Below are 24,276 nucleotides of genomic sequence, written 5' to 3' on the forward strand. Positions count from 1 at the left end.
TTCTAACCATCCTGTTTTTCGCCGGACCATCTAAGGTCGATATTGGGAAAATGCCTGTCATTGACTAAAAAATTAGGAGGGAGCAGAACCATGCAGAAAAAGAGAAAGGTTTGGAATACGGTTTTGATTTGTTTGCTGACGGCTGTCCTGGCAGCAGGATCAGGAGCCTTGTCTGCAAAAGAAAATACAGAGGAAGCGGAGCAAGAACAGCAGGACCAGTCTGCATCAGATGAGGAGCAGAAAACTGAAATGAGCAGTACGGCAGAAATAGAGCAGGAGGAAGAAACTAAACTTCCAAAGAAAAAAAAGAAAACTTTAAAATCCCTTGCGAAAGATTCAAGGACACTGCTGGATGTGAGTAAAAAAAGTGTCCGGATCAAAGCGACCGGAGCGGCAGGCGGAGGGCTGGCCCAGGAAGAGAGCCGTTTAAATACGAAGGGTTATCGAATCACGGGAACGACAGCAGTCAATAAAATTATCGTAGATCCAGGAGTTACTACAGATATCATCTTTGATCATCTGAGTATTACAAATAAAACCCGAAGTGAAAACTGTGTGACTGTATCCCGCGCCAATGTGACGATTACCTTGATTGGAGAAAATAAACTTTCCTGTGAGAAAAGAGATTATGGGGCTTTAGTAAAAGACGGAATGGATAATACGGCTTTAATTCTTCAGTGCGAACACAGCAAAGAACAAGGGCATAAATGCAGGAAGGAAACATGCGGGAGTCTGGAAGTCGGAGGTACTACGGTCCATGTAACCGCTATTGGAAGCACAGTTGTAAATCGAGAAAAGGCCGATTTAACCGGCTTTAGTAATTTATATATAAAAGGAGGAATTATTGCAGCACAGGCAGGAGAACATAATTGTGCTATTGGAAGTGCGTGTGCCAGTTGGTGTGTCGGAAAAGGGTATACAAAAAATATCCGGATTTCTGGAGGAATCGTGACAGCAAGCGGAGGTGTCAGCTGTGCAGGGATCGGGAGCGGATCCTGGACTCCGACAGATGGTATATATATTACAGGAGGGAATATTTATGCCAGTGGAGGAACCAATGCAGCGGGAATAGGATCCGGTGGACATACCGGAGCTGAAGATGGCACATATGGTGCAAATGTTAATGTGTCTAATGTTGTTATCAGCGGAGGAGATACTGTTGTTACAGCGTTGGGTGATAAGAGCACCAATATGCCGGGCATAGGCTGCGGAACGCCTCCGGACAATAAACCACAAGGAACTATAACAAATGTCATAGCCAGTCCGGATACCGGTTTTCAAGGGTATATACAGGATGGTACCTCAGAAACAGATTATAATTTTACAAAACATACGCCTTTTCCTTCAGCTTCTCCAATTTCTGTAGAAAAGTTTTATACGAAAATATATTTCGGTCCATTCAGAGATGAAAATACCATTGCGAATGACACAAAAGAACAGATTGGAGCTAATAATATTATCAGTAAAACTGGCGGAGCTGGCTTTAGTGAAAGCCAGCTGAAGGAGCTTGCCAAGGTCAATGGAAAGCGTGAGAACGGAACAAGCTTCATGGAAGGAGAACTGACTTTTACAGATGCCAGACAAATACAGAATATTAATCAGGCAAAAACTTCTGGGAAAATTGGAAATTTTCCATTGACGTTTAGAACACCAAATGGAACAAAGGTTACGGTGACCATCTTTCTAAGAGGTAATGGAACAGATTCCGCAGAATTTGAACCCAATAATCCAATTCCAACCATTGGAGCTAATGACTTTGAAACCAATACAGGAGGGGATCCTTTTACAGAAGAACAGCTGAAAAAATTAGGGGAAGTAAAAGGAAAAGATAAAGAGGGGAATACGATTTCACTCGACGATTTTACAGTAGATTTGGATCAGTTTCAAAAAATTAATGAAGCAAAAACCTCTGGAAAGACAGGCATATTTGATCTGTCTTATACATCCAAAGATGGAAAACAAGTGACAGTCAAAGTTTCTCTGGTCGGATATGATGAAATTACGGAAGATACAGACACTGGAGAAACGATCAAAGGAATGAATATCATTTCCAAAACCGGAGGAAAAGGATTTACGGAGAAACAGCTTAGAGAGTTGTCCAGAGTAAAGGCATTTGATGAAAATGGACAAGAAGTGCCGGCAGTAGATATTCTTTTTTCAGATCAGGATCAGCTGACAGCTATAAATAAAGCAAAAACCACCGGGGAAATCGGAAATTTTCCATTAACGTTTCAAACACTAAGTGGTACAGAAGTAACGGTGACCGTATTTTTAAGAGACCATGGAACAGATACATCTGAGATGGGTTCAGAAAATTCAATATCAACTATTGGAGCCAATGATTTTGAGAAAGATACAGGCGGAGATCCTTTTACCAAAGAACAGCTAAAAAAATATGGGGAAGTGAAAGGAAAAGACACAGAAGGAAATACGATATTACCGGATGATTTTACAGTAGATCTGGAGCAATTCCGGAAAATTAATCAAGCGAAGACTTCTGGAAAGTCCGGCGTATTTGATCTGACCTATTTCGCTAACGATGGGAGTGCAGTGACGGTCAAGGTATCTTTAGTTAAATATGATGAGACTTCGGAGGCTCCGGATCAAACCGAGAGTATGAAAGGAATGGATATCATCAGTAAAACAGGAGGAGAAGGATTTACTGGAAGTCAGCTGAAAGAGTTGTCCAGAGTCAAGGCATTTGACGAAAGCGGGAAAGAGTTGACAGCAGAAGAAATCGTTTTCTCAGACCCGGATCAGCTAACATCATTAAATAAAGCAAAAACAGCCGGGGAAACCGGAAACTTTTCATTGACTTTTCAAACTGCAAAGGGAACAGAAATTACCATTACAGTTCATCTAAGAGATCATGGGACAGATGGAGCTAAGAACCCGGAACCCGGAAAATTTGATGCCTCCATCGCTGCCAACAATGCGGTTCATAAAACTGGAGGTACTGCTTTTACCAAGGAAGATCTGATTAAACTTTGTGAAGCAAAAGGAAAAGATGAAACAAGGAGTGATGCAGAACTTAATATTAAAAATGAAGAGATGAACAAACTAAATGCTGCAAAACAAAAAGGAAGAACCGGAACATTCGATTTGACATTTTTTATTTCGGGAGGGAAAGAAGTAAGCGTTGTGGTTACCTTAACAGGTGAACATAAGGTGAGTTTTAACCCAAACGGAGGAGATTTTACCCCGAAAACTCAGACTGTTCCGGGCGGTAAATGTGCAGTAGAACCGAAAGAGCCGAAACGAAAAAGTTATATATTTGAAGGCTGGTACTATAAGGATGAGAATGGAAAAGAACAAAAATGGGATTTTGAGACGCCGGTTCACGCTGATCTCTCTTTAAAAGCGGCCTGGAAGAAGGATGCTGGAGAAGTAAATGGTACTGCACAGAAGGAGAACAATAAAACCAAGAAAAAAGAAACAGGAAATTATTCGTGGGAAGGAGAGGAAATACTGGAAAGTAATAAAAATGGAGAAGTGATCACAGGAAGCGGAAGCAGTAAAGAATCCACTGCTAAAACCGGTGACACTGCAGATTTCTCCATGGCCTTTGTGATGCTGGCGGCAGGCGGAGGAATACTGACTTTATTGTTACATAAAAATAGAAAGAACAAATAACAAAACAAGGACTTTTGCACTCTTATTTTAACAATGTGCAAAAGTCCTTGTTCTATTTGACAGACAAACTGGAAGAATTAACAGAAAAAAACGGATAAGTCTCCCTGCGGACATGGTCAAGATAAACCTGGCCGATTGGAACGGGAGTTTCGTGGCCTGTCAGGAAGATATTTTCTCTGTCCGCATCTGAAATATAGGAGAGGTTTACGATGTAAGAACGATGGACACGGATAAAACCTTTGTTTTTCACAGACTGTTCTATAATATTGAGTTTAGAATAAAATTCAAAACTCTGTTCTTTAAAATGTACAACTACGAGCCGCCCGAGAGTCTCAAAATGAGAAATATCGGAAAGCTGAATGCACTGGAACGTGGTCCGGTTTTTACAGACGATATACGGCTTCTTTTTCTGCTTGAAGACCGAGTAGGCGTTGAGAAAAACAGATTCACCCCTGATAAAGTTCAGCTTTGACTTGATAATGTAATTGAAAGGGTAAGCGGCAAAACAGTCACTGGCACATTCCGCGCGGACTCCGAGAAAAATCACAAGTCCCAACGGATCATGCTCGTGAATATGGAGAACCGTGTCAATTCCGTTAATGTCTTTCAGTCCGGCTTCAACAAAATAAAGATCAAAAAAGTGGTTTGGGTTCTCCATGTAAGCAAGAAGCTCCCTGCCCGAAGAAAATGCCCGAATACTGACAGGGATCTGATGTCTCTCGGCGATCAGCTCAAAAAGTTCTATGTATTTTTGCAGTGTCGCAGGAGTATCATCACAAAAGCAGATTGAAAACATAATATCACCTTCTTAATTCTTATAGGGTGTAGATTTTAAGCTGTGACAGCATTTTTCGTACCTGACTTAGATATGTGGTTCCTATGGGCAGAGTAAATCCATTCGTCAGCCGTACCGTGCGGTCAGTAATCTGGTCAATATGGCGCATATTTATAAGGAAAGACCTGTGAATGCGCAGAAATCCTTTCGGTGTTAATTCTTTTTCCAGCCTGGACATGGACATATAGAATGAAAAGCTGGTGTTGCTGTGGTATACAGTTGTAATTCTCTGAAAGATTTCAAAGTAGTAAATATCATTCAGAGGTATGTAATGTTCATCCGCGCCGCTGCCGCACTGAAACAGGTTGTTCCGCCTCCTTTCGGCCAGTGAGAGGGCTTTTAAATATACTGGTTCAAACTGTTCCAGAGTCAGATATTTGAGATAGAAAAAGTAAAAAGGAAACGTCGGGAAAGTATTTGCAGCCAGCTGTTTATTGGCAGAGATAAAAATGAGCAGTGCATGACAGCAAAGCTTGCGGAGACTTTTCGCTGCTTCGAGACCTGTAATCTCATCGTCCTTGCTTTTGGATATTCTCAGGAAAATAATATCCGCCCGTTCCGGGTGAGATGACAGATCAAATACTAATTCGTCTTTATTTGTATATTTAAATATATGAATGTTATAGTGGTGCTCTGAAGCGATGTCTTTTAATGTTTTTATATGATCTTCGGATGAGTTCCGATTATTGTTAAAAGTGTAAATGTTCATTGGCATATATTCTCCATTTCGCATTTTGTACATCTTTATTTTACCATGGAAAAAGTTAGAAGCACAACAAGAAACCGAATCTTTTTAAATATGTCTGGATATCTGTTTTTATTTTCGGTATAATTATTTAATATCTTTTAAAAGGAGCTGTATCATATGAAATTTTATAATAAAAACACGCAGGGTTTCTTTGGTCTTGTGGCGTTTGGAGTACTTCTTTATTTGGGTGTCAGCAATATAAGCTACATATTGAAGGCATTCTCCTATTTAGTCTCAGTAATCTTCCCGTTTATTATCGGGGGTTGTATGGCGTTTATTATTAATGTGCCGATGAGATTTTTTGAAACGAAACTGTTTTCGAAGGTGAAAAAAGGAAAGCGGGCACTGAGCCTGATTCTGGCCATTTTATGTATTATTGGCGTCCTGGCGCTGATCAGTTTTCTCATTCTTCCGGAGCTTGCCAATACGCTTTACAGCCTGGCATCCAGCATCCCCGGATTTGTGAACGAAATCAAAGATTTCTTACAGAATGTTTCCGACAATCCTCTGCTCACTAAACAGAATCTTATGAAGATCGATTTGGATTGGAATAAGATCAGTACAGAACTGATGGGATTCTTCCAGACCAGCGCCAGCAATATTCTGGGCTCTACGGTATCTGTCATCAGTTCAGCAGTTCAGACGGTAGTGACGTTTTTGCTCGGCACGGTTTTTGCAGTTAATGCACTGCTGAAAAAGGAGAAACTGGTACTTCAGACGAAGAAACTTTTATACTCTTATCTGAAAGAATCCTATGCGGACCGTATCGTATACATTGGAAATATGTGCAATCAGGCATTCTCAAGCTTTTTGTCCGGCCAGTGTACGGAAGCCGTGATTCTGGGCACGATCATTTTTATCAGCATGAATATTCTCCGCCTGCCGTATGCCATGCTGATCGCCATGTTTATCGGCGTGACTTCACTGATTCCTATTTTGGGAGGATTCATCGGAAGCACTTTGGGGGCGATTTTGATTTTTATGGTAAGTCCGTTTAAGATGGTTATTTTTGTTATCATGTTTGTCGTTGTGCAGCAAATCGAGGGAAATCTTATTTATCCACATGTGGTGGGGAATTCCGTAGGTCTTCCTGCTATCTGGGTATTAGTTGCGGTGACCGTCGGCGGCAATCTGGCCGGAGTAGCCGGAATGTTTATCAGTATCCCGGCCTGTTCCGTTATTTATGCACTTTTAAGGAATGCAGCCAACGAAAGACTGAGGAAAAAGGGACTGCTTGAGAAAGTTCAGAATAAATAGTGTATATTCCGCGAAGTTTATGCCCATAATATTCCTATCTTATTTATGGAGGTGGAAGGAATGGACCGTGACGATATTATCTGTCCATGTGTCGATGTGACCGTGGGAGAAATAATGGATGCCTATGAAGACGGTGCCACAACAGTGGACGCAGTCAAAGACGCAACCGGCGCAGGAAGCATCTGCGGGGCTTGTCTTGACAATATTGAAGAATTACTTACAGAATTAAAATCCAAATAGCATGAAAGGCCGGAGAATGATGAGATATCAGTTCTCCGGCCTTGACTTTTTTGACGAGAGATTCTAAAATGAAAGTAAATACTTGCATTACGGAGAGGGATGATACATATGGACGAGACTGGTCAAAAAATTATTGATGCGGCGATGTCTCTGGTAAGGGATAAAGGATACATGGCAACGACTACAAAAGACATCGCCAATTCCGCAGGGGTGAATGAATGTACTCTGTTTCGGAAGTTTCAGAATAAGAAAAGTATCGTTATGAGCGGTATTGAGCAGGAAAAGTGGCGGGCGGATTTTACGCCGGATGTATTTCAGGATGTCCGGTGGGAACTACGGCATGATCTGGAAATGTATATGAGAGAGTATATGAAGAGGATAACTCCTGACTTTGTGAGACTCTCCATTGGTCTGCGGGCTCCGCAGATTTATGAGGAAACAGCACCATTTATTATGAAAGTCCCCCAGACGTTCCTCTCATCGCTGATTTCTTACTTTGAACAGATGGCACAGAAAGGCAGGATTCCCAAGGCAGATTTTGAGGTTTTGGCTATGACGTTTTTTTCCAGCACGTTTGGTTATACATTTTTAAATGCGTCGTTCGAACAAAAACTTTCGGAGGTTGAGAGAGAAGACTTTATTAAAAAAACAGTTGCCGCATTCCTGTATGGAATTACGGCTGAGTAAAGGAGACGGCATTGTCTTTTGGCGGTGCCGTATAAATATAACTGATATGCAAGTGATTACTTGCTTTAAGATCCAATGGAGGAATATGATATGGAGATTACAGGAGCACAGCTGGTTGTGAAAGCATTGAAGGCGGAAAATACAGATACGTTGTTTGCGTATCCGGGAGGTCAGGCGATTGATTTATTTAACGAGCTTTATGATGAGAAGGAGATCAGAATCATTATGCCGCGCCATGAACAGGGATTAGTGCATGCGGCAGACGGATATGCCAGGGCCTCGGGAAAAACAGGAGTCTGTCTTGTGACCAGCGGACCGGGAACGACCAATCTTGTGACCGGCATTGCCACTGCAAATATAGACAGTGTTCCTCTCGTTTGTTTTACGGGCCAGGTTTCTTCAGGGCTGATCGGGCGAGAATCTTTCCAGGAAGTAAACACAGTTCAGATCATGAAAAGTATTTGTAAATATGCAGTGACCGTACGTGACAGAAGGGAACTGGGGGAAGCGGTCCGCAGCGCCTTTCAGGCAGCCCGGTCAGGAAGGCCCGGCGCGGCGGTCGTCGATCTGCCGAAGGATATTCAGCAGGAACTGGGTTCTGATTTTTATCCGCTGTGCACAGACGATAAAGCTGAAGTGCCTGTGCCGGAGGAAGTCACAGACCGTTGTCTGGAAGCGTTAAGGACAGCCCGAAAGCCTCTGTTTTTGATTGGAGGGGGTGTACATACTGCAGGAGCGGAAAAAGAAATGACCAGGCTGGCAGAGAAGACCGGGATACCGGTTGTCACGACCATCATGGGGAAAGGGGTTCTTCCCTCAGATCATCCGCTGTATATAGGAAATCTGGGTATTCACGGGAGCTTTGCGGCAAACATGGCTGTCAGCGAGTGTGATGTCCTGTTTGCCGTCGGAACCCGGTTTAATGACCGTATCACTGGAAACACGGACAGTTTTGCGGATAAGGCAGTCCTTATCCATGCAGACATAGAGCCGGATGTAATTTCGCAGAATGTACCGGCAGATATATCGGTTGCTTCGGATGCCGGGAAACTGATCCGGATTCTTCTTAAAAGAGCAAAACCGTCTGGGGCCGGGGAGTGGGTCAGCCGTCTGAACCTGTGGAAACAGCGGCATCCGGTCACTGTAAAGAAAAGCACATCTGAGGAAATCAGCGCACGGGACGTGACAGAACAGATCAATGACTTGTTTGACAGTGCCGTGATTACAACGGATGTAGGGCAAAATCAGATGTGGGCGTTACAGTTTTTACAGCTGTCGGAGAAGAAAAAAATGCTTACTTCCGGAGGCATGGGAACAATGGGATATGGTTTTCCTGCTGCCATAGGCGCTAAATTAGGAGATCCCCGGAAAGATGTCATAGCCATATGCGGAGACGGCGGATTTCAGATGAACATTCAGGAACTTGCCACGGCAGTGCTCTATGAACTCCCTATTATTATCTGCATCTTAAACAACGGTTATCTGGGCAATGTCCGCCAATGGCAGGAGATGTTTTATGAGAGGCGTTATTCTGCCACATGTACCTGCCGCAGGGAAAGCTGTATGAAAGAATGCAAAGGTCCGTCTGCACAATGTCCGTCCGGTTATATCCCTGACTTTGTCCGTTTGGCACGAAGTTACGGGGCAGAGGGTATCCGGGTCCGGGAAGTGAAAGACATCAGAAGCGCTCTCCTGAAAGCCAAAGAGAGAAAGGATGTCCCCACGGTTATTGAGTTTATCATAGGCAGAGAACAGAATGTCCTTCCGATGGTATCTCCGGGGAATTCACTGGAAAATATGATCGGCGGAGAATAAGGGGAGAGATGAAAAACTTGGGTTTTCTTGTTGACATTCCATGACAGAGATGATATTATATTCAAGGTCGTCAAGACAAGCCGGCGTGTCGGAATTGGCAGACGAGACAGACTCAAAATCTGTTGTCCTTACGGGCGTATGGGTTCGAGTCCCATTGCCGGCAGAGTGATAAAAACAGCTGAATTTTTTGATTTCAGCTGTTTTTTTATTACTTAAAAAAGCTTAATTTCTATATTTGACGGAAAGGAGTTTGACAGAAAGAGACGGATTCTTTACAATAGTCATATAACATAGTGAAAAAGTAGGAATGAGGAGGGAGTCCGTGAAAATTTCAACCAAAGGCAGATATGCGGTCCGCTTATTATATGATCTGGCGCAGCACAATACGGGAGAATGGATTTCACTGAAGGATGTGTCAAAGAGACAGGGGATCTCCATAAAATATCTGGAGCAGATCGTAAGGCAGCTGAGTGTGTGCGGATATTTGAAAAGTCTGAGAGGCCCGAGAGGAGGGTATCAGCTTTCTAAAAAACCTTCGGAATATACGATCGAAGATGTTCTGGAAATAACAGAAGGCAGCATTGCCCCGGTGGCGTGTCTGGACGATGAGACCAATCAGTGCGAACGCTATTATGACTGTCCGACCATTTTTATCTGGGAAGGGCTGGATAAAGTTGTGAGGGATTATCTGGGCAGTGTGACGATACAGGATATTTTGGACCGTGCCGCTTCAAAAGGCGGAAATGATTTTGTAATATAGACAGATTTGAAAGGCTTCCCGAGGTTTCGGGAAGCCTTTCAGCTTTTATCAGAATTTAATTTTCAGAAGATGCCTTTTGTGGCGTAATGCCCGTTTTCTTTCTCCAAAGGGCGCGTATCAGATACAGGAAGAACAGGACTCCCCATGAGCCTGCCTCCGCATAGGCAATGATCATGTTTCCGCATAGTCCGGCAAAAGCATAGGAAAATACAATACGGGAGAGCAGTGCGGCAATCCCTGATACACTGGAGAAGAGAACGTCTCCAATTCCTTCTATATAACCCCGGATGGACATGGCGATGCCGTATACTACATAAAACGCCGCAATTCTTTGGAAGAAATTTTTTCCGATCTCAGCCGATTCCGGACTGATTCCAAACATGGAAATCAAATATTCCCCGGTTCCCAGTACAAGCCATGTCAATAATAAGGAAACACCAATCATCATCACAGTTCCGGCGCAGACGATTTTAGAAATCTGCTCTCTTTTTCCTGCTCCGTGATTCTGTGCGACCATTGTAGATATGCCGGAGCCGAGATTGATGACCGGCAGGAGTATGATCGTATCGACGCGATAGGCTGTGGTAATGGCTGCAACAGTCTGTGTCCCGAAGCCGTTCATAAAATTTTGTAGGATAAGACCGCCGAAGGAGCTGATACAGGATTGGATCATCGGAGGTATGGCAAGATGAAGACCTTCTTTTAAAACGGCGTGATCCATAGTCCATTTTTTTATGGAAAAACACAGACAGGGATAATTTTTGACACTGTATAGAATGATGAATACAGTCATAATCATCTGAGAGATTACTGTTGCGGCTGCCGCGCCGGCAGCACCCCAGTGCATCATTCCCACAAAGATAAGATCCAGCACAACGTTTACGACAGACGAACAGAGGACAGAACCAAAAGGAGCCCGGCTGTTTCCGATGCCGCGGAGGGCCGAGGTGTAGACGTTATATACGGCAAGAAACGGTAAGCCGATCAGTATGATCTGAAGATAATTTTTTGCCATATGTATGGTTTCCGGTGTCGTATTCATGATTCGGAGCAATGGATAAGCGCCCGGAATGCCTGCTGCCGGGACAAGTAAAAAAATACACCCGAGTACAACGGTGAATACGGACAGAGTCTTTGAGATCTGATCTTTTTTTCCGCCGCCGAATTTTTGGGCAAATAAAATGGAAAGACCGAGGGTAAATCCTGTTATGGCAGTGAGGAACAGGTTAATGACCGTAGTTGTAGAACCGATGGCGGCCAGGGCGTTTTCTCCGGCTACATTTCCGACAATAAATGCATCCGCCCAGTTGTAGAGCTGCTGCAGAATACCGCTTAAGATAAGCGGTATGCAGAATTTGATCAATGTAATTGCAGTTTTTTCTCTTTTCATAATTTTTTATTCATTTCTCCATAGTAGAATAAAGCGGGCCAAATGCGAAACAACATAGAATATACCAAATAAATGAATCTTTTTCAAGGAAGAGGAGACAGGTGAAATTTTGTTTTTTCAAAAAGGTATTGACATAGAAAAAGGGATTGCATATAATCAATACATACTAAACACGTAGGAAATATAGGAATATAAAAAGGAGAAGAACTATGGCAGGAATCTATCAGAATGTGACAGAATTAATCGGAAACACCCCGTTGGTCCGTTTGAACCGTCTGGAAAAGGAATACGGAGCAGATGCAGAGATCATTGGGAAACTGGAATATTTTAATCCGGCAGGAAGCGTCAAAGACCGTGTGGCGGCACAGATGATCGAAGACGCTGAGGCGGCAGGAAAGCTGAAAGAAGGGTCCGTCATCATTGAGCCCACATCCGGAAATACAGGAATTGGACTGGCGGCGATCGCGGCATCCAGAGGATACCGCATCATTCTTACGATGCCGGAGACTATGAGCGTGGAACGGCGGAATCTGCTGAAGGCATACGGAGCGGAAGTCGTACTGACAGACGGTACGAAAGGAATGAACGGCGCCATCGCCAAGGCCGAAGAGCTGGCAAAGGAACTGGAAAACAGCTTTATTCCCGGACAGTTTGTCAATACATCTAATCCGAAGCGCCATAAGAAGACTACCGGACCTGAGATCTGGAACGATACGGAAGGAAAAGTCGATATTTTTGTATCAGGGATCGGAACCGGAGGTACGATAACCGGAACCGGAGAATATCTGAAAGAAAAAAATCCGGATATTCAGATCGTGGCAGTGGAGCCGAGCAGTTCCCCTGTACTTTCAAAAGGGCAGAGCGGACCTCATAAGATTCAGGGAATCGGGGCAGGCTTTGTTCCGGATGTACTGAATACAAAGATCTATGACGAGGTTATTGCTGTCGATGATGCGGATGCCTTCGAGCTTGGAAGAGCCATCGCCAGAAAAGAAGGGATTTTAGTGGGGATTTCTTCAGGGGCCGCCCTCTGGGCCGCCATTCAGCTTGCAAAACGTCCGGAGAATAAGGGTAAGAAGATCGTTGCCCTGCTTCCGGACACAGGAGACAGATACCTTTCAACACCGATGTTTTCATAATAAACTTACGGATGGGCCTGATATGTGCTTTTATAAGTACATATCAGGTTTTTTCTATGAGTATGCGCGGCGGAAGCGGGGAAATAATATAGAAGGAGAAAAGAAGATAACATGAAGTGGACTAGACTATTTTCTTTGTGTTACAATAATGATAATTGTTTAAAAAAGGAGAATGTCCATTATGGAAAAGAAATTAATGCTGATCGACGGCCACAGCATCTTAAACCGGGCCTTTTATGCGCTGCCGGATATGACTAACAGTAAGGGCCTCCATACCAATGCGATCCTTGGATTTTTAAATATCATGTTTAAATTTCTGGATGAGGAGAAGCCGACCCATTTTGCGGTGGCTTTCGACTTGAGTGCGCCTACTTTCCGGCATGAAATGTTCAAGGAATATAAAGGAACCAGAAAACCTATGCCCGAAGAATTGAGGGAACAGGTGCCTGTGATCAAAGAGGTTTTAAAAGCCATGGATATACCGCTGATGATGGAAGAAGGCTATGAGGCAGATGATTTGCTTGGCACTATGTCTGTGATCGGAGAAAAAGAGGGTTATCAGGTTCGGATCATTTCCGGAGACAGAGATCTTTTACAGCTGGCCACAGAAAATGTTCAGATTCGTATTCCAAAGACCAAGGGCGGCGGAAATGTAGTAGAAGATTATTTTGCCAAAGATGTCATGGAAACTTACGGTGTGACGCCGAGAGAATTCATTGACATGAAGGCTTTGATGGGAGATGCTTCCGACAATATTCCGGGTATTCCCGGAATCGGAGAAAAGACTGCGTCCAAGATCATCAAAGAGTTTAAGAGTATAGAAAATGCTTATGAGCACATTGAGGAAGTGATGCCGAAGCGGGCTAAAAATAAGCTGGAGGAATTTTATGACCAGGGAGTGCTGAGCAAAGAACTGGCGACGATTAAATTAGACTGTCCGATCGAGCTTTCTTTTGAAGATGCCAAGTTCAATGATATTTTTACAGGGGAGGCTTATCAGCTTTTAAAACAGCTGGAGTTTAAGTCAGTTTTAAAGAAATTTGACGGGGAACACGGAGAAGAATTTTCGGTAAATCTCAAAAAGGTTTTTGAGCTGGATGAGGCAGATCAGATATTTTCCAGAGCAAAAAAATGTGAGGCGGCAGGGCTTGCAGTCTATCATGAGCAGGAAAATACGTTTCTTGGGCTGTGTATAGAAGGAAAAGAGACATTTCTGTTTCAGACAGAGGGCTTTCTGACCAGGGATTATCTGATGGGGCAGGCAGGAGAACTTTACCGCACCGTACCAAGAGTCAGCATGCTGAATGTAAAGGAATTTCTGGACGAGTTGTCATTGAGTGAAGATGACAAGAGCATCTTTGACGCGGCTCTGGCGGCGTATCTTATCAATCCGTTAAAGAGCACTTATGAGTACGATGATATTTCCAGAGACTATCTGGGGATCATGCTGCCTTCCAAAAAAGAACTGCTGGACAAGAGGAAAAGTATTTTTGAAGAGGGGAAACTGCTGCCGGAAGGAGAGCAGATCATCGGCTATGAGGCCTATGTGGCATGCGCGTGCATCGAGCCTTTAAGAAAAAAACTTACAGAAACCGGGATGCTTTCCCTGTATGAGGAGATAGAGATCCCGACGATGGTAGCCCTCCACGACATGGAAGTCAGGGGCATCCACGTGGACCGGAAAGCATTAAAGGAATATGGGGATCAGCTGATCGGGCGTATTGAGGAACTCAGGGAACTGATTTATAAAGAAGCCGGGGAGGAGTTCAATATCAACTCTCCGAAACAGCTTGGTGTCGTTCTGTTCGAGCATATGAAGCTGGAGGGCGGGAAGAAGACCAAGACCGGCTACTCCACCAGTGTGGATGTTCTGGAAAAGATTGAGCATTTATATCCGATTATTTCCTACATTCTTGAGTACAGACAGCTCACCAAGCTGAAATCGACGTATGCGGACGGGCTGGCTAACTATATCGGCGATGACGAAAGAATCCACGGAAAATTCAACCAAACCATCACAGCTACCGGAAGGATCAGCAGCACCGAGCCTAACTTACAGAACATTCCTGCCAGAGTGGAACTCGGCCGGGCTATCCGGAAGGTGTTTCTGCCGGAGGAAGGATATACATTCGTGGATGCGGATTACTCTCAGATCGAACTGCGGGTGCTGGCCCATCTTTCCGGAGACAAGAATCTGATCCACGCCTATGAGATGGAACAGGACATTCATGCCAGAACAGCTTCCGAAGTGTTCGGCGTGCCGATTGATCAGGTGAGCAGTATCCAGAGGCGGGACGCCAAGGCGGTCAACTTCGGGATTGTCTATGGACTCAGCGCTTTTGGCCTGAGTCAGGATTTAAAGATCACCAGGAAACAGGCACAGGAATATATCGACAAATATTTTGAGACTTATCCTAAAGTAAAAGAATACCTGAACAGGGAAGTGGAAAAAGGAAAAGAAGAAGGTTTTGTCACTACGATGTTCCAGAGAATCCGGCCGATACCGGAATTAAAGTCCAGCAATTTTATGCAGAGAAATTTTGGCGAAAGAGTAGCCATGAACTCTCCGATCCAGGGATCAGCGGCTGATATTATAAAGATCGCCATGATCCGGGTCAATATGGAACTGAAGAAAAGAAAATTAAAATCCCGGCTGATCCTGCAGATCCATGATGAACTGCTCATAGAAGCCCATGACAGCGAAGTGGAAGAAGTGAAAGGAATACTAACCAGAGAAATGATGAGTGCCGCAAAGCTCTCTGTGCCGCTGAGCATTGACATTCACACCGGAAACAGCTGGTATGAGGCAAAATAAATGAAGAAAGTCATTGGAATCACCGGAGGCGTAGGCTCCGGGAAGAGTGAAGTATTGAACATTTTAAAAAAAGAATACGGGGCCGGTCTCATCGAGGCGGACCGGGTGGCCCATGAGCTCATGGAGCCGGGAGCCGAAAGTTATGAGGCTGTTGTGAAGAAATTTGGAAACAGCATTTTAACGGATGAGGGAACGATCGACCGTGCGGCTCTGGGTGCCATTGTGTTCAGGGACAAAGAAAAACTCGCGGTTTTAAACAGCCTTACCCATCCAAATGTGGAGAGAGAGATTCTGTGCCGGATGGACAGGATGGAGAGTGATCCGGATATCCGGCTGATCGTCTACGAGGCAGCCCTGCTCACAGGGGCAGAATTTGAACAGAGATTTGACCAGCTCTGGTATGTATTTGCCAGAGAAGATCTGAGATTTCAGAGACTGAAAGAGGGAAGAGGCTACTCGGATGAGAAGACGGCTTCTATGATCAAAAGCCAGCCGGGAGAAGAAAGCTTCCGAAAAGCGGCGACGCATATCATTGATAATTCCGGGAGCCTGAATGAGACAAAACAGCAGATTGCAGAAATATTGGGAGCAGAAGTTTAAAAGTTCTGCTCTATGAATTTTTCAAATTTTTTCTCGGACAGTATTTCATTTGTAATAAAACGGCCCTGATAAAACAGGCTGAAAGCAGTAAACGGAGCAGGAGCATTTTGTGCCTGCTCCGTTGTTTGAATTTTGTGGACGGAGAGGGGCAGGCTGTGGCTCTCTGCGATTTTTTGAAGCAGAGGGACATATTTTGCAGTGTGCGGACACTGACTGCTGTAATAAATAACCATTCCATCCTCCGGAATTCTCTCCTGTTTGACACAGTCTTTGAATGCCGGGACCGGTGCGTCATCGGAGAACGGAAGATATAACAGCTCGTAAAACGGATCTGCGGTATCGGCAGTCTTAAACCCTCTGTGCTTCAAGTATCCGGGATCAGACAAAAACGGTTTCTTCTTTGCGGAGGACAGGGCTGTGAGACCGGATTTTCCTGCCTTTTTTGCATCGTCAATGCACTGGTTTAAAAGCTGGTCAGAATAACCCTGGCCTTTATACTTTCCGGAGACCCAGAGACAGTTGATGTGCATATACTGTTCGGCCAGTATGGGAATCCATGCGTGTTCGGCAGGAATATACTCGATAAATACTTTTCCGCGGACATTTAGCTTTCTGAACACCAGCCCGTCCGGAAAACGTTCCTGCATCCAGGCTTTCTTGGAAGATACGCAGGTTTCACCTTTCTTGTCGGTGATAGCGCAGCAGATGTGTTCCTGATCAATATTGCTTTGGTCTACAGCGATTATTTTTAATTCATCCATTAATAAAACTCCTTTCCTGATAGTTCCATTATAGCAGAAAAAACCTGACAGCACTGTGTCAGGTTTTTGTTCCTTATTCCAAGATAGAAGAAAGCAGTTTCTTTGAAATTGTAAATTCAGGGGCGCCCATATATCCCGGAGCAACTTCATATTTATCAAATACGATCACCAGGTCCCCGGAAGATGTCAGATAGAAATTCTGTGAGCCGGAGATTTTTTTGAATTCATCTACCGGCACATCGTCTTTTTTCGTATCGATGAAATAAGACTTGTAAGGATCTGCTTTCATCTGCTGTCTCATCTGTCTGCGGATTTCTTTGGATATGACAGCCCGGTAGTCCGCTTTCTCCTGAAACAGGCTGCCAAGCTTCATGATCCTGCCGGTCTTCTTGCTGATATTATAAATACGGCTGAAAGAATCGGAGCTTGCCTCGGAAGTCTCGGTGCGGATTCGGATGGAAAGGAAAGAGTCATTGTTCAGAAGCACTTGGTAGTCTGTCGTGACACTCTTATGTCCGCCGCCGTTCTTTCGCAGATCTTTTGAAAATTCTTTTTTTATCATATCCGTATAACGGGCCATTTCCCTGTTTAATTCTTTCTGTGTTTTTTTGTCCTTAAGACCTGTCACTTTCGGAGTCTTGATCTCTGCTTCCATGTGATTTTTCTTCTCCTCATAAGAATGGAAGGTGACCACTCTGACGATGTTTTTTAACACGGGAACCTTTGTCATGGCGTAGGCCATGTTTTGATTGGCATTTGCCGCGACGGTGATGACAAAAAGTGCTGCTGCGGCAGATATTCCAAGCTTTGCGGCAGTGCCTGTGAACCGCGCTTTTTTCCTGCGGCTTTCGTTTTCAGATTTTCCTGCTTCGATTGAGCTTTTTACCTTTTGTTTCAGATCTTTCGGAATTTGAATGTCCTCATACTGATGTTTCAGATGATCCAATTTCTTTTTATTGTTCATAATGTTCTTCTCCTTCTGTCAGTTCGGTTTTTAATTTTTTGAGACTGCGGTAAAGCACTGATTTTACTGAGTTTAAGTTTTCGTTTAGTATCTCAGCGATTTCAGCAAGCTTCATGTCCTCGAAGAAACGGAGGACGATGACCTGCTTTTCCCTGGGACTCAATACATTTAATGCGTCCAGCGTATCAAAATCCTGGTAGGAATCCTCGGCACCGTATTCGTAGTCTTCGATTCCGATGACTTCCTTCTTATTTTTTCTGATCAGATCAATGGCCGTGTTGATGGTAATCCGGTAAATCCAGGTTTTCAGATACCGGGGCTTTACCGTCTGACATTTGGTGATCGCTTTATATGCGCTTTCCTGAACGATATCCATGGCGTCGCTTTCATTGCGGACATAAGTATAGGCCATGCGGTACAGGCTTTCATATTCATCGAGAATGATACCGGCTGTCAGATCTTCCATCTTCTGTGTCTTTTTCATGAATGGAACCTCCTTGTTTTGCAGCTACAAAAGTTAGACGGAGCAGGAAGAAAAATAGTTTCAAATTTTAAAGCGTGACGGAAATAGTGGCAAAAAACCTATACAATTTTTATTACCTTATGATATAATGGCAGATAGATTCGGCGCAAGTGTTTATGCGGACGAAGATGAATTGAGGTAGAAGAATGGAATTAACAAGTATTGCAAGCAGCAGCGAAGGCAACTCTATATTCGTAGGTTCAAAGGAAACCAAGCTTTTGGTGGACTGCGGCATCAGTGCCAAGAGGATTGAAAAGTCTCTGGATGAACTGGATACCAGGGCGTCTGAGCTTTCCGGCATACTGATCACCCATGAGCACTCCGACCACATCAAGGGGCTGGGAGTGATGCTGAGAAGATATGGACTTCCGGTCTTCGCCACGGCAAAGACCATCGACGCGGTTTTGGACAGCAGGTACATCGGAAAGGTAGACAAGGACTTGTTTCATCCGATTGAGGCGGATCACCCGTTTCAGCTCGACGATATCACAGTGGAGGCATCCCATGTCTGGCACGATGCGGCAGACCCGGTATGCTATTCCTTCTATTCAGAAGGGTTTAAGGCCAGTATTGCCACGGATCTTGGGGACTACGATGAATATCTGGTGGAAAAAATCAGAGATTCCCATATCCTGTTTGTGGAGGCAAACCATGATGTGAATATGCTCCAGGTGGGAAGTTATCCCTATTATCTGAAGAGGCGCATACTGGGAGACCACGGACACCTGTCCAATGAGCGGTGTGCCCAGCTTATAGAAGACACTGTGACAGAAAAGACTCAGAAAGTTTATCTGGGACATTTAAGCAAGGAGAACAATTTTGCAGAGCTCGCCTATGAGACGGTAAAGGTTGCGCTTACAGAGCCGGATTTCCTGATGGAGGTGGCAAAGAGAGACTGCATTTCATCCATCACAAAAGTCAGTTAAGATACATATTTTAGGAGGATTAAAAATGGATAAGACAGTAATTACAGTGGTAGGGAAAGATAATGTTGGTATTATCGCAAAGGTCTGTACCTATCTGGCCAACAATCACGTGAACATTCTGGATATTTCCCAGACGATCACAGGAGGATTTTTCAACATGATGATGGTTGTGGATTCTTCCGAGGCGACAAAAGATATCACCATATTCTCAGAGGAATTAAAACAGATCGGAGAAGAGTTAGGCGTTGTCATTCAGGCACAGAACGAAAAGATTTTTAATGTAATGCACAGGATTTAACGGGGGTCTGAAATGATAAATATTAATGAAGTAATCGAAACAAATAAGATGATCTCAGAGATGAATCTGGACGTCAGAACCATCACCATCGGGATCAGCCTGCTGGACTGTGTCGGCTCCACTCTCTCTGAAGTAAAAGAAAATATTTATAATAAAATCACAACAGTGGCGAAAGATCTTGTGAAAACCGGGAAGGATATTGAAAAGGAGTTTGGGATTCCTATCGTAAATAAAAGGATTTCCATTACTCCGATCGCACTGGTGGCGGGGAATGTCTGCAAGACATCGGATGACTTCGTAGAGCTTGCAAAGGTGCTTGACAAGGCCGCAAAGCAGGTGGGCGTCAATTTCCTCGGAGGATATTCCGCACTGGTGAGCAAAGGCATGACGAAAGCGGATGAACTGCTGATCCGTTCCATACCGAAAGCCATGGCAGAAACGGATTTTGTCTGCTCTTCTGTCAATGTCGGAAGCACAAAGACCGGCATCAACATGGACGCCGTAAAGCTGATCGGCGAGATGATCAAAGAGACTGCCGAACTGACCAAAGACAATGACTGTTTAGGATGCGGAAAGTTTGTCGTATTCTGCAACGCTCCGGATGACAATCCGTTTATGGCGGGCGCCTTCCACGGCGTGACAGAGACAGATTCCGTGATCAATGTGGGAGTCAGCGGCCCCGGCGTTGTGAAGCGTGCCATCGAGCTGGTGCACGGGGAGAATTTTGAAGTTCTCTGTGAGACTATCAAGAAGACAGCGTTTAAGATTACCCGTGTGGGACAGCTGGTTGCCAAGGAAGCATCCAAACGCCTTGGAATTCCGTTCGGCATCATCGACCTTTCCCTTGCGCCGACCCCGGCAGTGGGTGACAGCGTTGGAGAGATTTTAGAGGAGATCGGTCTGGAGTACACAGGTGCACCGGGAACTACGGCGGCTCTTGCCATGTTAAATGACCAGGTGAAGAAGGGCGGTGTCATGGCATCTTCTTACGTGGGAGGTTTAAGCGGAGCTTTTATTCCAGTCAGCGAAGACCAGAGGATGATCGATGCGGTCAATGCAGGCGCCCTGACTCTGGAGAAATTAGAGGCTATGACCTGTGTCTGCTCCGTGGGACTTGATATGATCGCTATTCCGGGAAAGACAAAAGCATCAACGATTGCTGGACTCATCGCCGATGAGATGGCTCTCGGAATGATCAACCAGAAGACTACCGCAGTCAGGATCATCCCGGCCATCGGAAAAGATGTGGGAGACCAGGTGGAATTCGGAGGTCTTTTGGGATATGCTCCGGTCATGCCGGTCAATGAATTTTCCTGTGATGATTTTATTAACCGCGGCGGAAGGATTCCTGCGCCGATCCACAGTTTTAAAAATTAGAGGTGAAGACTTTTGGGGTATTAGACCATTTAGAACCAAAAAAAGTATTTAAATATTTTGAAATCCTGACAAAGATTCCTCATGGCTCTTACAACTGTAAGGCCGTGAGTGATTTCTGCGTGGACTTTGCCAAAAAGAGAGGCCTTTTTGTGATTCAGGACGATCACTATAACGTGATCATCAAAAAGGAGGCCTCTCCTTCTTGTGCCCATAAACCTGCCCTGATCCTTCAGGGACATCTGGATATGGTATGCCAGAAGGACCAGGGCAGTCCGGTGGATTTTACAAAAGACGCGCTGGAACTTCAGATCGACGGAGACTTTGTCTCTGCCAAGGGAACGACGCTGGGAGGAGACGACGGTATCGCGGTGGCTTACTGCCTGGCGCTCCTGGATGATGATTCGATTCTGCACCCTCCTCTGGAAGTGGTGTTTACCACAGAGGAAGAGGTGGGCATGGAGGGAGCTACAGCCCTCGACACATCGGTCCTTGAGGGAAAGTACCTTTTGAATATTGACTCGGAAGAAGAAGGAATCCTGCTGGCGGGATGTGCCGGGGGAACGACAGTCAAGGTTTCTCTCCCGCTTAAATATAAAGAGATGCAGGGAAGCCTGTGCAGAGTCTCCATTACCGGTCTTTTAGGCGGGCATTCGGGAACCGAGATCGATAAAAACCGTGCGAATGCCCATATTCTGATGGGGCGGCTGCTCTGCTGCGTAAAGGGGATTCATATAAGCCGAATCTATGGGGCTTTGGAGCAGAAAGACAATGCCATTCCCAACGAGTGTTATGCAGAATTGATCTGTGAGGACAGAGAAGCGATAGAAGAGGCGGCGGCAAAGCTGTTTCAGAACTTTAAAGAGCAGTTTCAGGGTACAGATGACGGCATGGAAGTGAGACTGGAATTCTCTGAAATGGAAAAGAGGGACTGCCTGACTCAGGATGCGCAGGATGCAGTGCTTTATTTTCTTAACCATACGCCAAACGGCATTCACACGATGAGCCGGGATATCGAAGGTCTGGTGGAAAGTTCATTAAACCTGGGGATTCTTAAGATGGACGGAGAAGAAATCTCATTTTCTTTCGGTGTGCGCAGTTCGGCGCCTTTTTATAAAGAGGAGCTGGCAGGCTGCCTTGAGTCTCTGGCCCGGAAGCTTAACGGCAGTTATGAGCGGGTCAACGATTACCCTGCATGGGAATATAAGAAGGATTCGGTTTTAAGAGACGTATTTTTGAAGGCTTACCGGCAGATGTACGGAAAGGAAATGAAAGTGGAGATGATTCACGCAGGACTGGAGTGCGGCATTTTTGCATCCAGAATCGAGGGACTGGATATCGTGTCTTTCGGACCGGATATCTTTGATATTCACACGACTGATGAGAGGCTTTCTGTTCCTTCCGTTAAAAGGACATGGGAACTGCTGTTAAAGATCATCGAAGAGTTTCCGTAAAAGCCAGAATCTATTACACGGCTGAAATTGAAAATGAACAATTTAGATAAAGGAGTAGACCAATGAGTGAAAATGTATACGATATTTTGCAGGAAAGAGGATTTATCGCTCAGACGACCCACGAGGAACTGCGCGATCTGCTTGGAAAGGAAAAAGTAACGTTCTATATCGGGTTTGACGCTACCGCAGACAGCCTTACCGCAGGACATTTCCTCACGGTCATGGCCATGATGCATATGCAGAGAGCGGGGCACAGACCGATTGCTCTTTTAGGGGGCGGAACGACGATGATCGGAGATCCTTCCGGCAAGTCTGACATGCGCAATATCATGACAAAAGAAACCATTGAACACAATGCCATGCGATTTAAGGAGCAGCTGTCCCGGTTTATTTCATTTGACAACGACAAGGCAATCCTCGAAAATAACGCAGACTGGCTTTTGGACTTAAACTATGTAGACTTTTTAAGAGAGATCGGAGTCCATTTTTCTGTCAACAAGATGCTGACAGCTGAGTGCTACAAACAGCGCATGGAGAAGGGACTTACGTTTTTTGAATTCAACTATATGCTCATGCAGGCATATGATTTCTTAGAGCTGAACCGCAGATACGGTTGTACTCTGGAAATGGGCGGAAACGACCAGTGGAGCAATATTCTTGCGGGCGCGGATCTGATCCGCCGCAAGGAGCAGAAAAATGCGTTTGGGCTGACACTTACCCTGCTTACCAGAAGCGACGGCGTGAAGATGGGCAAAACGATGTCGGGAGCCGTCTGGCTGGACCCTGAAAAGACTTCTCCATATGAGTTTTATCAATACTGGAGAAATATCGAAGATGTGAAGGTAGAAGAGTGCCTCGGACTCTTAACGTTCCTTCCGATGGAAGAAGTGAGAAGACTTGGAGCGCTTCAGGATGCCGAGATCAATAAGGCAAAAGAAGTGCTGGCATATGAAGTGACGAAGATCGTTCACGGTGAAGAAGAGGCGAAGAAGGCACAGGCCGGAGCAAAAGCCTTGTTTGTACAGGGTGCGGCCAGTGAGGATGCGCCGGTGCATGAGTATTCCAAGGCACAGCTTGAGGAGGGACTTGATATCCTGACTCTGCTGGTAGATACGAAACTCTGTTCTACAAGATCTGATGCCAGAAGGACTGTGACCCAGGGCGGCGTATCCGTCAACGGGGAGAAAGTGACAGACTTTAAACAGGTGTTTACTTCGGCAGATTTTGACGACAAAGAACGTCTGCTCCTGAAAAAGGGAAAGAAGAAGTTCTGCCAGGTCAAAGAAGGAAATTAAAGAGAAGATTTGGAACAGGACATACAGCTGTCCTGTTCCTTTTGCTATTCTAAGGATGATGACAGGAGGTGAAGATATGGCTTCAAGTGTTGAATTTACAGAATATGTATGCGGTCAGGCCGAGGGTGCCGGAAAGGTTTCTTACAGAAGAATGTTTGGAGAGTATGGGATTTATCTGGACGGGAAATTTATAGGTGTTGTCTGTGACAATCAATTTTTTGTCAAGATCACAAAGGCCGGGGAAGAAATCCTGCCTGAATGCCCGAAAGAACCGCCCTATGACGGGGCAAAACCTTATTTTCTCATAGAAGAGCTGGAAGACCGGGAGCTGCTCTGCCGTTTTCTGAGAGCTTCTTTTGAGGAGCTTCCGGTGCCGAAACCAAAGAAAAGATAATCAGCAGACAGCCGCTTCCACATGAAAGAGGAAGCGGCTGTCTTAGGGTTAATGGAAATTTTTTTGGATTTCATTGAGAGCTTTTTGTGTATAAGGGTCTCTCTGGTCGATGTGCTGAATGACGGACTTGATTTTCTCGGCATCTCTGGATCCGGCTGTTTTAGAAAGGGACAGGACAAACAGCAGCAGAATGATAGAAAAAATCGTGCGCAGCTTCAGAAAAGACCAGTAGCTGGCGCTCTCCTCCGGCTCTGTGTGAAACGGATCGGAATGGGAGGCGTATTTTTGATTTAATTTCAGTTTTTCCTGCTCCATGCGAAGCCTTGTTAAATCTGTCATCTCATCATCTCCTTTGTTCATTATATGAG

22 protein-coding genes and 1 tRNA gene are annotated in these 24,276 nt (G+C 44.8%); 16 read left to right on the plus strand and 7 right to left on the minus strand.

Going from position 1 to position 24,276, the window contains the following annotated elements; all coding sequences use genetic code 11:
* Positions 1-90 precede the first annotated feature (90 nt).
* On the plus strand, positions 91-3,633 hold the full coding sequence (locus tag ANCC_RS07350) for an InlB B-repeat-containing protein (protein WP_006567312.1): 3,543 nt from the start codon (positions 91-93) through the stop codon (positions 3,631-3,633).
* Between the two features lie 52 nt (positions 3,634-3,685).
* Here ANCC_RS07350 and ANCC_RS07355 read toward each other — a convergent pair whose 3' ends face one another.
* Both ANCC_RS07355 and ANCC_RS07360 read right to left on the minus strand, forming a co-directional pair.
* On the minus strand, positions 3,686-4,429 hold the full coding sequence (locus ANCC_RS07355; protein ID WP_006567311.1) for a LytR/AlgR family response regulator transcription factor: 744 nt from the start codon (positions 4,427-4,429) through the stop codon (positions 3,686-3,688).
* A 19-nt stretch (positions 4,430-4,448) separates the two neighbouring features.
* Positions 4,449-5,177, minus strand: coding sequence for a LytR/AlgR family response regulator transcription factor (locus ANCC_RS07360; RefSeq protein WP_129700205.1), 729 nt, complete (start codon positions 5,175-5,177; stop codon positions 4,449-4,451).
* Positions 5,178-5,333: 156 nt separating this feature from the next.
* On the opposite strand from ANCC_RS07360, the gene ANCC_RS07365 reads away from it, so the two are divergent.
* The 6 genes from ANCC_RS07365 (at position 5,334) to ANCC_RS07390 (ending at position 9,975) form a co-directional block, all read left to right on the plus strand.
* On the plus strand, positions 5,334-6,473 hold the full coding sequence (locus ANCC_RS07365) for an AI-2E family transporter (protein ID WP_006567309.1): 1,140 nt from the start codon (positions 5,334-5,336) through the stop codon (positions 6,471-6,473).
* A gap of 60 nt (positions 6,474-6,533) precedes the next feature.
* Positions 6,534-6,713, plus strand: coding sequence for a (2Fe-2S)-binding protein (locus tag ANCC_RS07370; protein ID WP_009289887.1), 180 nt, complete (start codon positions 6,534-6,536; stop codon positions 6,711-6,713).
* 108 nt (positions 6,714-6,821) lie between these two features.
* Positions 6,822-7,400 (plus strand): TetR/AcrR family transcriptional regulator, encoded by a 579-nt coding sequence (locus tag ANCC_RS07375; RefSeq protein WP_039946652.1) that lies wholly within the window; start codon positions 6,822-6,824, stop codon positions 7,398-7,400.
* Positions 7,401-7,490: 90 nt separating this feature from the next.
* Entirely contained in the window at positions 7,491-9,215 is a 1,725-nt protein-coding gene (ilvB, locus tag ANCC_RS07380) for a biosynthetic-type acetolactate synthase large subunit (RefSeq protein WP_039946650.1), read from the plus strand.
* A gap of 79 nt (positions 9,216-9,294) precedes the next feature.
* Positions 9,295-9,378, plus strand: a tRNA-Leu gene (locus tag ANCC_RS07385).
* 159 nt (positions 9,379-9,537) lie between these two features.
* Positions 9,538-9,975 carry an RrF2 family transcriptional regulator gene (locus tag ANCC_RS07390; protein WP_039946648.1) on the plus strand — a complete coding sequence of 146 codons (438 nt, stop codon included), beginning with the start codon at positions 9,538-9,540 and terminating at the stop codon, positions 9,973-9,975.
* A 55-nt stretch (positions 9,976-10,030) separates the two neighbouring features.
* Here the strand turns inward: ANCC_RS07390 and ANCC_RS07395 are convergent, their stop codons facing one another.
* Positions 10,031-11,365, minus strand: coding sequence for an MATE family efflux transporter (locus tag ANCC_RS07395; RefSeq protein WP_006567304.1), 1,335 nt, complete (start codon positions 11,363-11,365; stop codon positions 10,031-10,033).
* A 209-nt stretch (positions 11,366-11,574) separates the two neighbouring features.
* On the opposite strand from ANCC_RS07395, the gene cysK reads away from it, so the two are divergent.
* From cysK to coaE, 3 genes are all read left to right on the plus strand, one after another.
* On the plus strand, positions 11,575-12,504 hold the full coding sequence (cysK, locus tag ANCC_RS07400) for a cysteine synthase A (RefSeq protein WP_006567303.1): 930 nt from the start codon (positions 11,575-11,577) through the stop codon (positions 12,502-12,504).
* 181 nt (positions 12,505-12,685) lie between these two features.
* On the plus strand, positions 12,686-15,319 hold the full coding sequence (gene polA / locus ANCC_RS07405) for a DNA polymerase I (RefSeq protein ID WP_039946647.1): 2,634 nt from the start codon (positions 12,686-12,688) through the stop codon (positions 15,317-15,319).
* On the plus strand, positions 15,320-15,919 hold the full coding sequence (coaE, locus tag ANCC_RS07410) for a dephospho-CoA kinase (protein WP_006567301.1): 600 nt from the start codon (positions 15,320-15,322) through the stop codon (positions 15,917-15,919).
* On the opposite strand, the gene ANCC_RS07415 is transcribed toward coaE, so the two are convergent.
* The 3 genes from ANCC_RS07415 to ANCC_RS07425 all read right to left on the minus strand — a co-directional run bounded on the left by ANCC_RS07415 (position 15,916) and on the right by ANCC_RS07425 (position 18,128).
* Positions 15,916-16,680 (minus strand): N-acetyltransferase, encoded by a 765-nt coding sequence (locus ANCC_RS07415; RefSeq protein ID WP_006567300.1) that lies wholly within the window; start codon positions 16,678-16,680, stop codon positions 15,916-15,918. The two genes, coaE and ANCC_RS07415, sit on opposite strands and share 4 nt — an antisense overlap.
* Positions 16,681-16,753: 73 nt before the next feature.
* A complete protein-coding gene (gene rsiV, locus ANCC_RS07420; protein WP_006567299.1) occupies positions 16,754-17,644 on the minus strand; it encodes an anti-sigma-V factor RsiV in 891 nt (296 codons plus the stop codon).
* A complete protein-coding gene (locus ANCC_RS07425) occupies positions 17,634-18,128 on the minus strand; it encodes an RNA polymerase sigma factor (protein WP_006567298.1) in 495 nt (164 codons plus the stop codon). Before ANCC_RS07425 ends, rsiV begins: the two co-directional genes overlap by 11 nt.
* A gap of 185 nt (positions 18,129-18,313) precedes the next feature.
* Between ANCC_RS07425 and ANCC_RS07430 the strand changes: the two genes are divergently transcribed.
* The 6 genes from ANCC_RS07430 (at position 18,314) to ANCC_RS07455 (ending at position 23,908) form a co-directional block, all read left to right on the plus strand.
* The gene (locus ANCC_RS07430; RefSeq protein ID WP_006567297.1) at positions 18,314-19,093 is read left to right on the plus strand and encodes an MBL fold metallo-hydrolase; all 780 of its coding nucleotides are present in this window, start codon (positions 18,314-18,316) and stop codon (positions 19,091-19,093) included.
* A 25-nt stretch (positions 19,094-19,118) separates the two neighbouring features.
* Positions 19,119-19,391: an ACT domain-containing protein gene (locus ANCC_RS07435; RefSeq protein WP_006567296.1), complete on the plus strand. Its 273-nt coding sequence runs from the start codon at positions 19,119-19,121 to the stop codon at positions 19,389-19,391.
* Between the two features lie 12 nt (positions 19,392-19,403).
* A complete protein-coding gene (locus ANCC_RS07440) occupies positions 19,404-20,768 on the plus strand; it encodes a PFL family protein (protein ID WP_006567295.1) in 1,365 nt (454 codons plus the stop codon).
* A gap of 2 nt (positions 20,769-20,770) precedes the next feature.
* The gene (locus tag ANCC_RS07445) at positions 20,771-22,219 is read left to right on the plus strand and encodes an aminoacyl-histidine dipeptidase (RefSeq protein ID WP_156340546.1); all 1,449 of its coding nucleotides are present in this window, start codon (positions 20,771-20,773) and stop codon (positions 22,217-22,219) included.
* A 62-nt stretch (positions 22,220-22,281) separates the two neighbouring features.
* A complete protein-coding gene (gene tyrS, locus ANCC_RS07450) occupies positions 22,282-23,514 on the plus strand; it encodes a tyrosine--tRNA ligase (RefSeq protein WP_006567293.1) in 1,233 nt (410 codons plus the stop codon).
* Between the two features lie 76 nt (positions 23,515-23,590).
* Positions 23,591-23,908 (plus strand): TfoX/Sxy family protein, encoded by a 318-nt coding sequence (locus ANCC_RS07455; protein WP_039946644.1) that lies wholly within the window; start codon positions 23,591-23,593, stop codon positions 23,906-23,908.
* Positions 23,909-23,956: 48 nt separating this feature from the next.
* Here the strand turns inward: ANCC_RS07455 and ANCC_RS07460 are convergent, their stop codons facing one another.
* Entirely contained in the window at positions 23,957-24,247 is a 291-nt protein-coding gene (locus tag ANCC_RS07460) for a hypothetical protein (protein ID WP_022261410.1), read from the minus strand.
* Positions 24,248-24,276 lie beyond the last annotated feature (29 nt).

The sequence above is a fragment of the Anaerostipes caccae L1-92 genome, assembly GCF_014467075.1.
In the GTDB taxonomy this organism is placed as follows: Bacteria; Bacillota; Clostridia; order Lachnospirales; family Lachnospiraceae; genus Anaerostipes; species Anaerostipes caccae.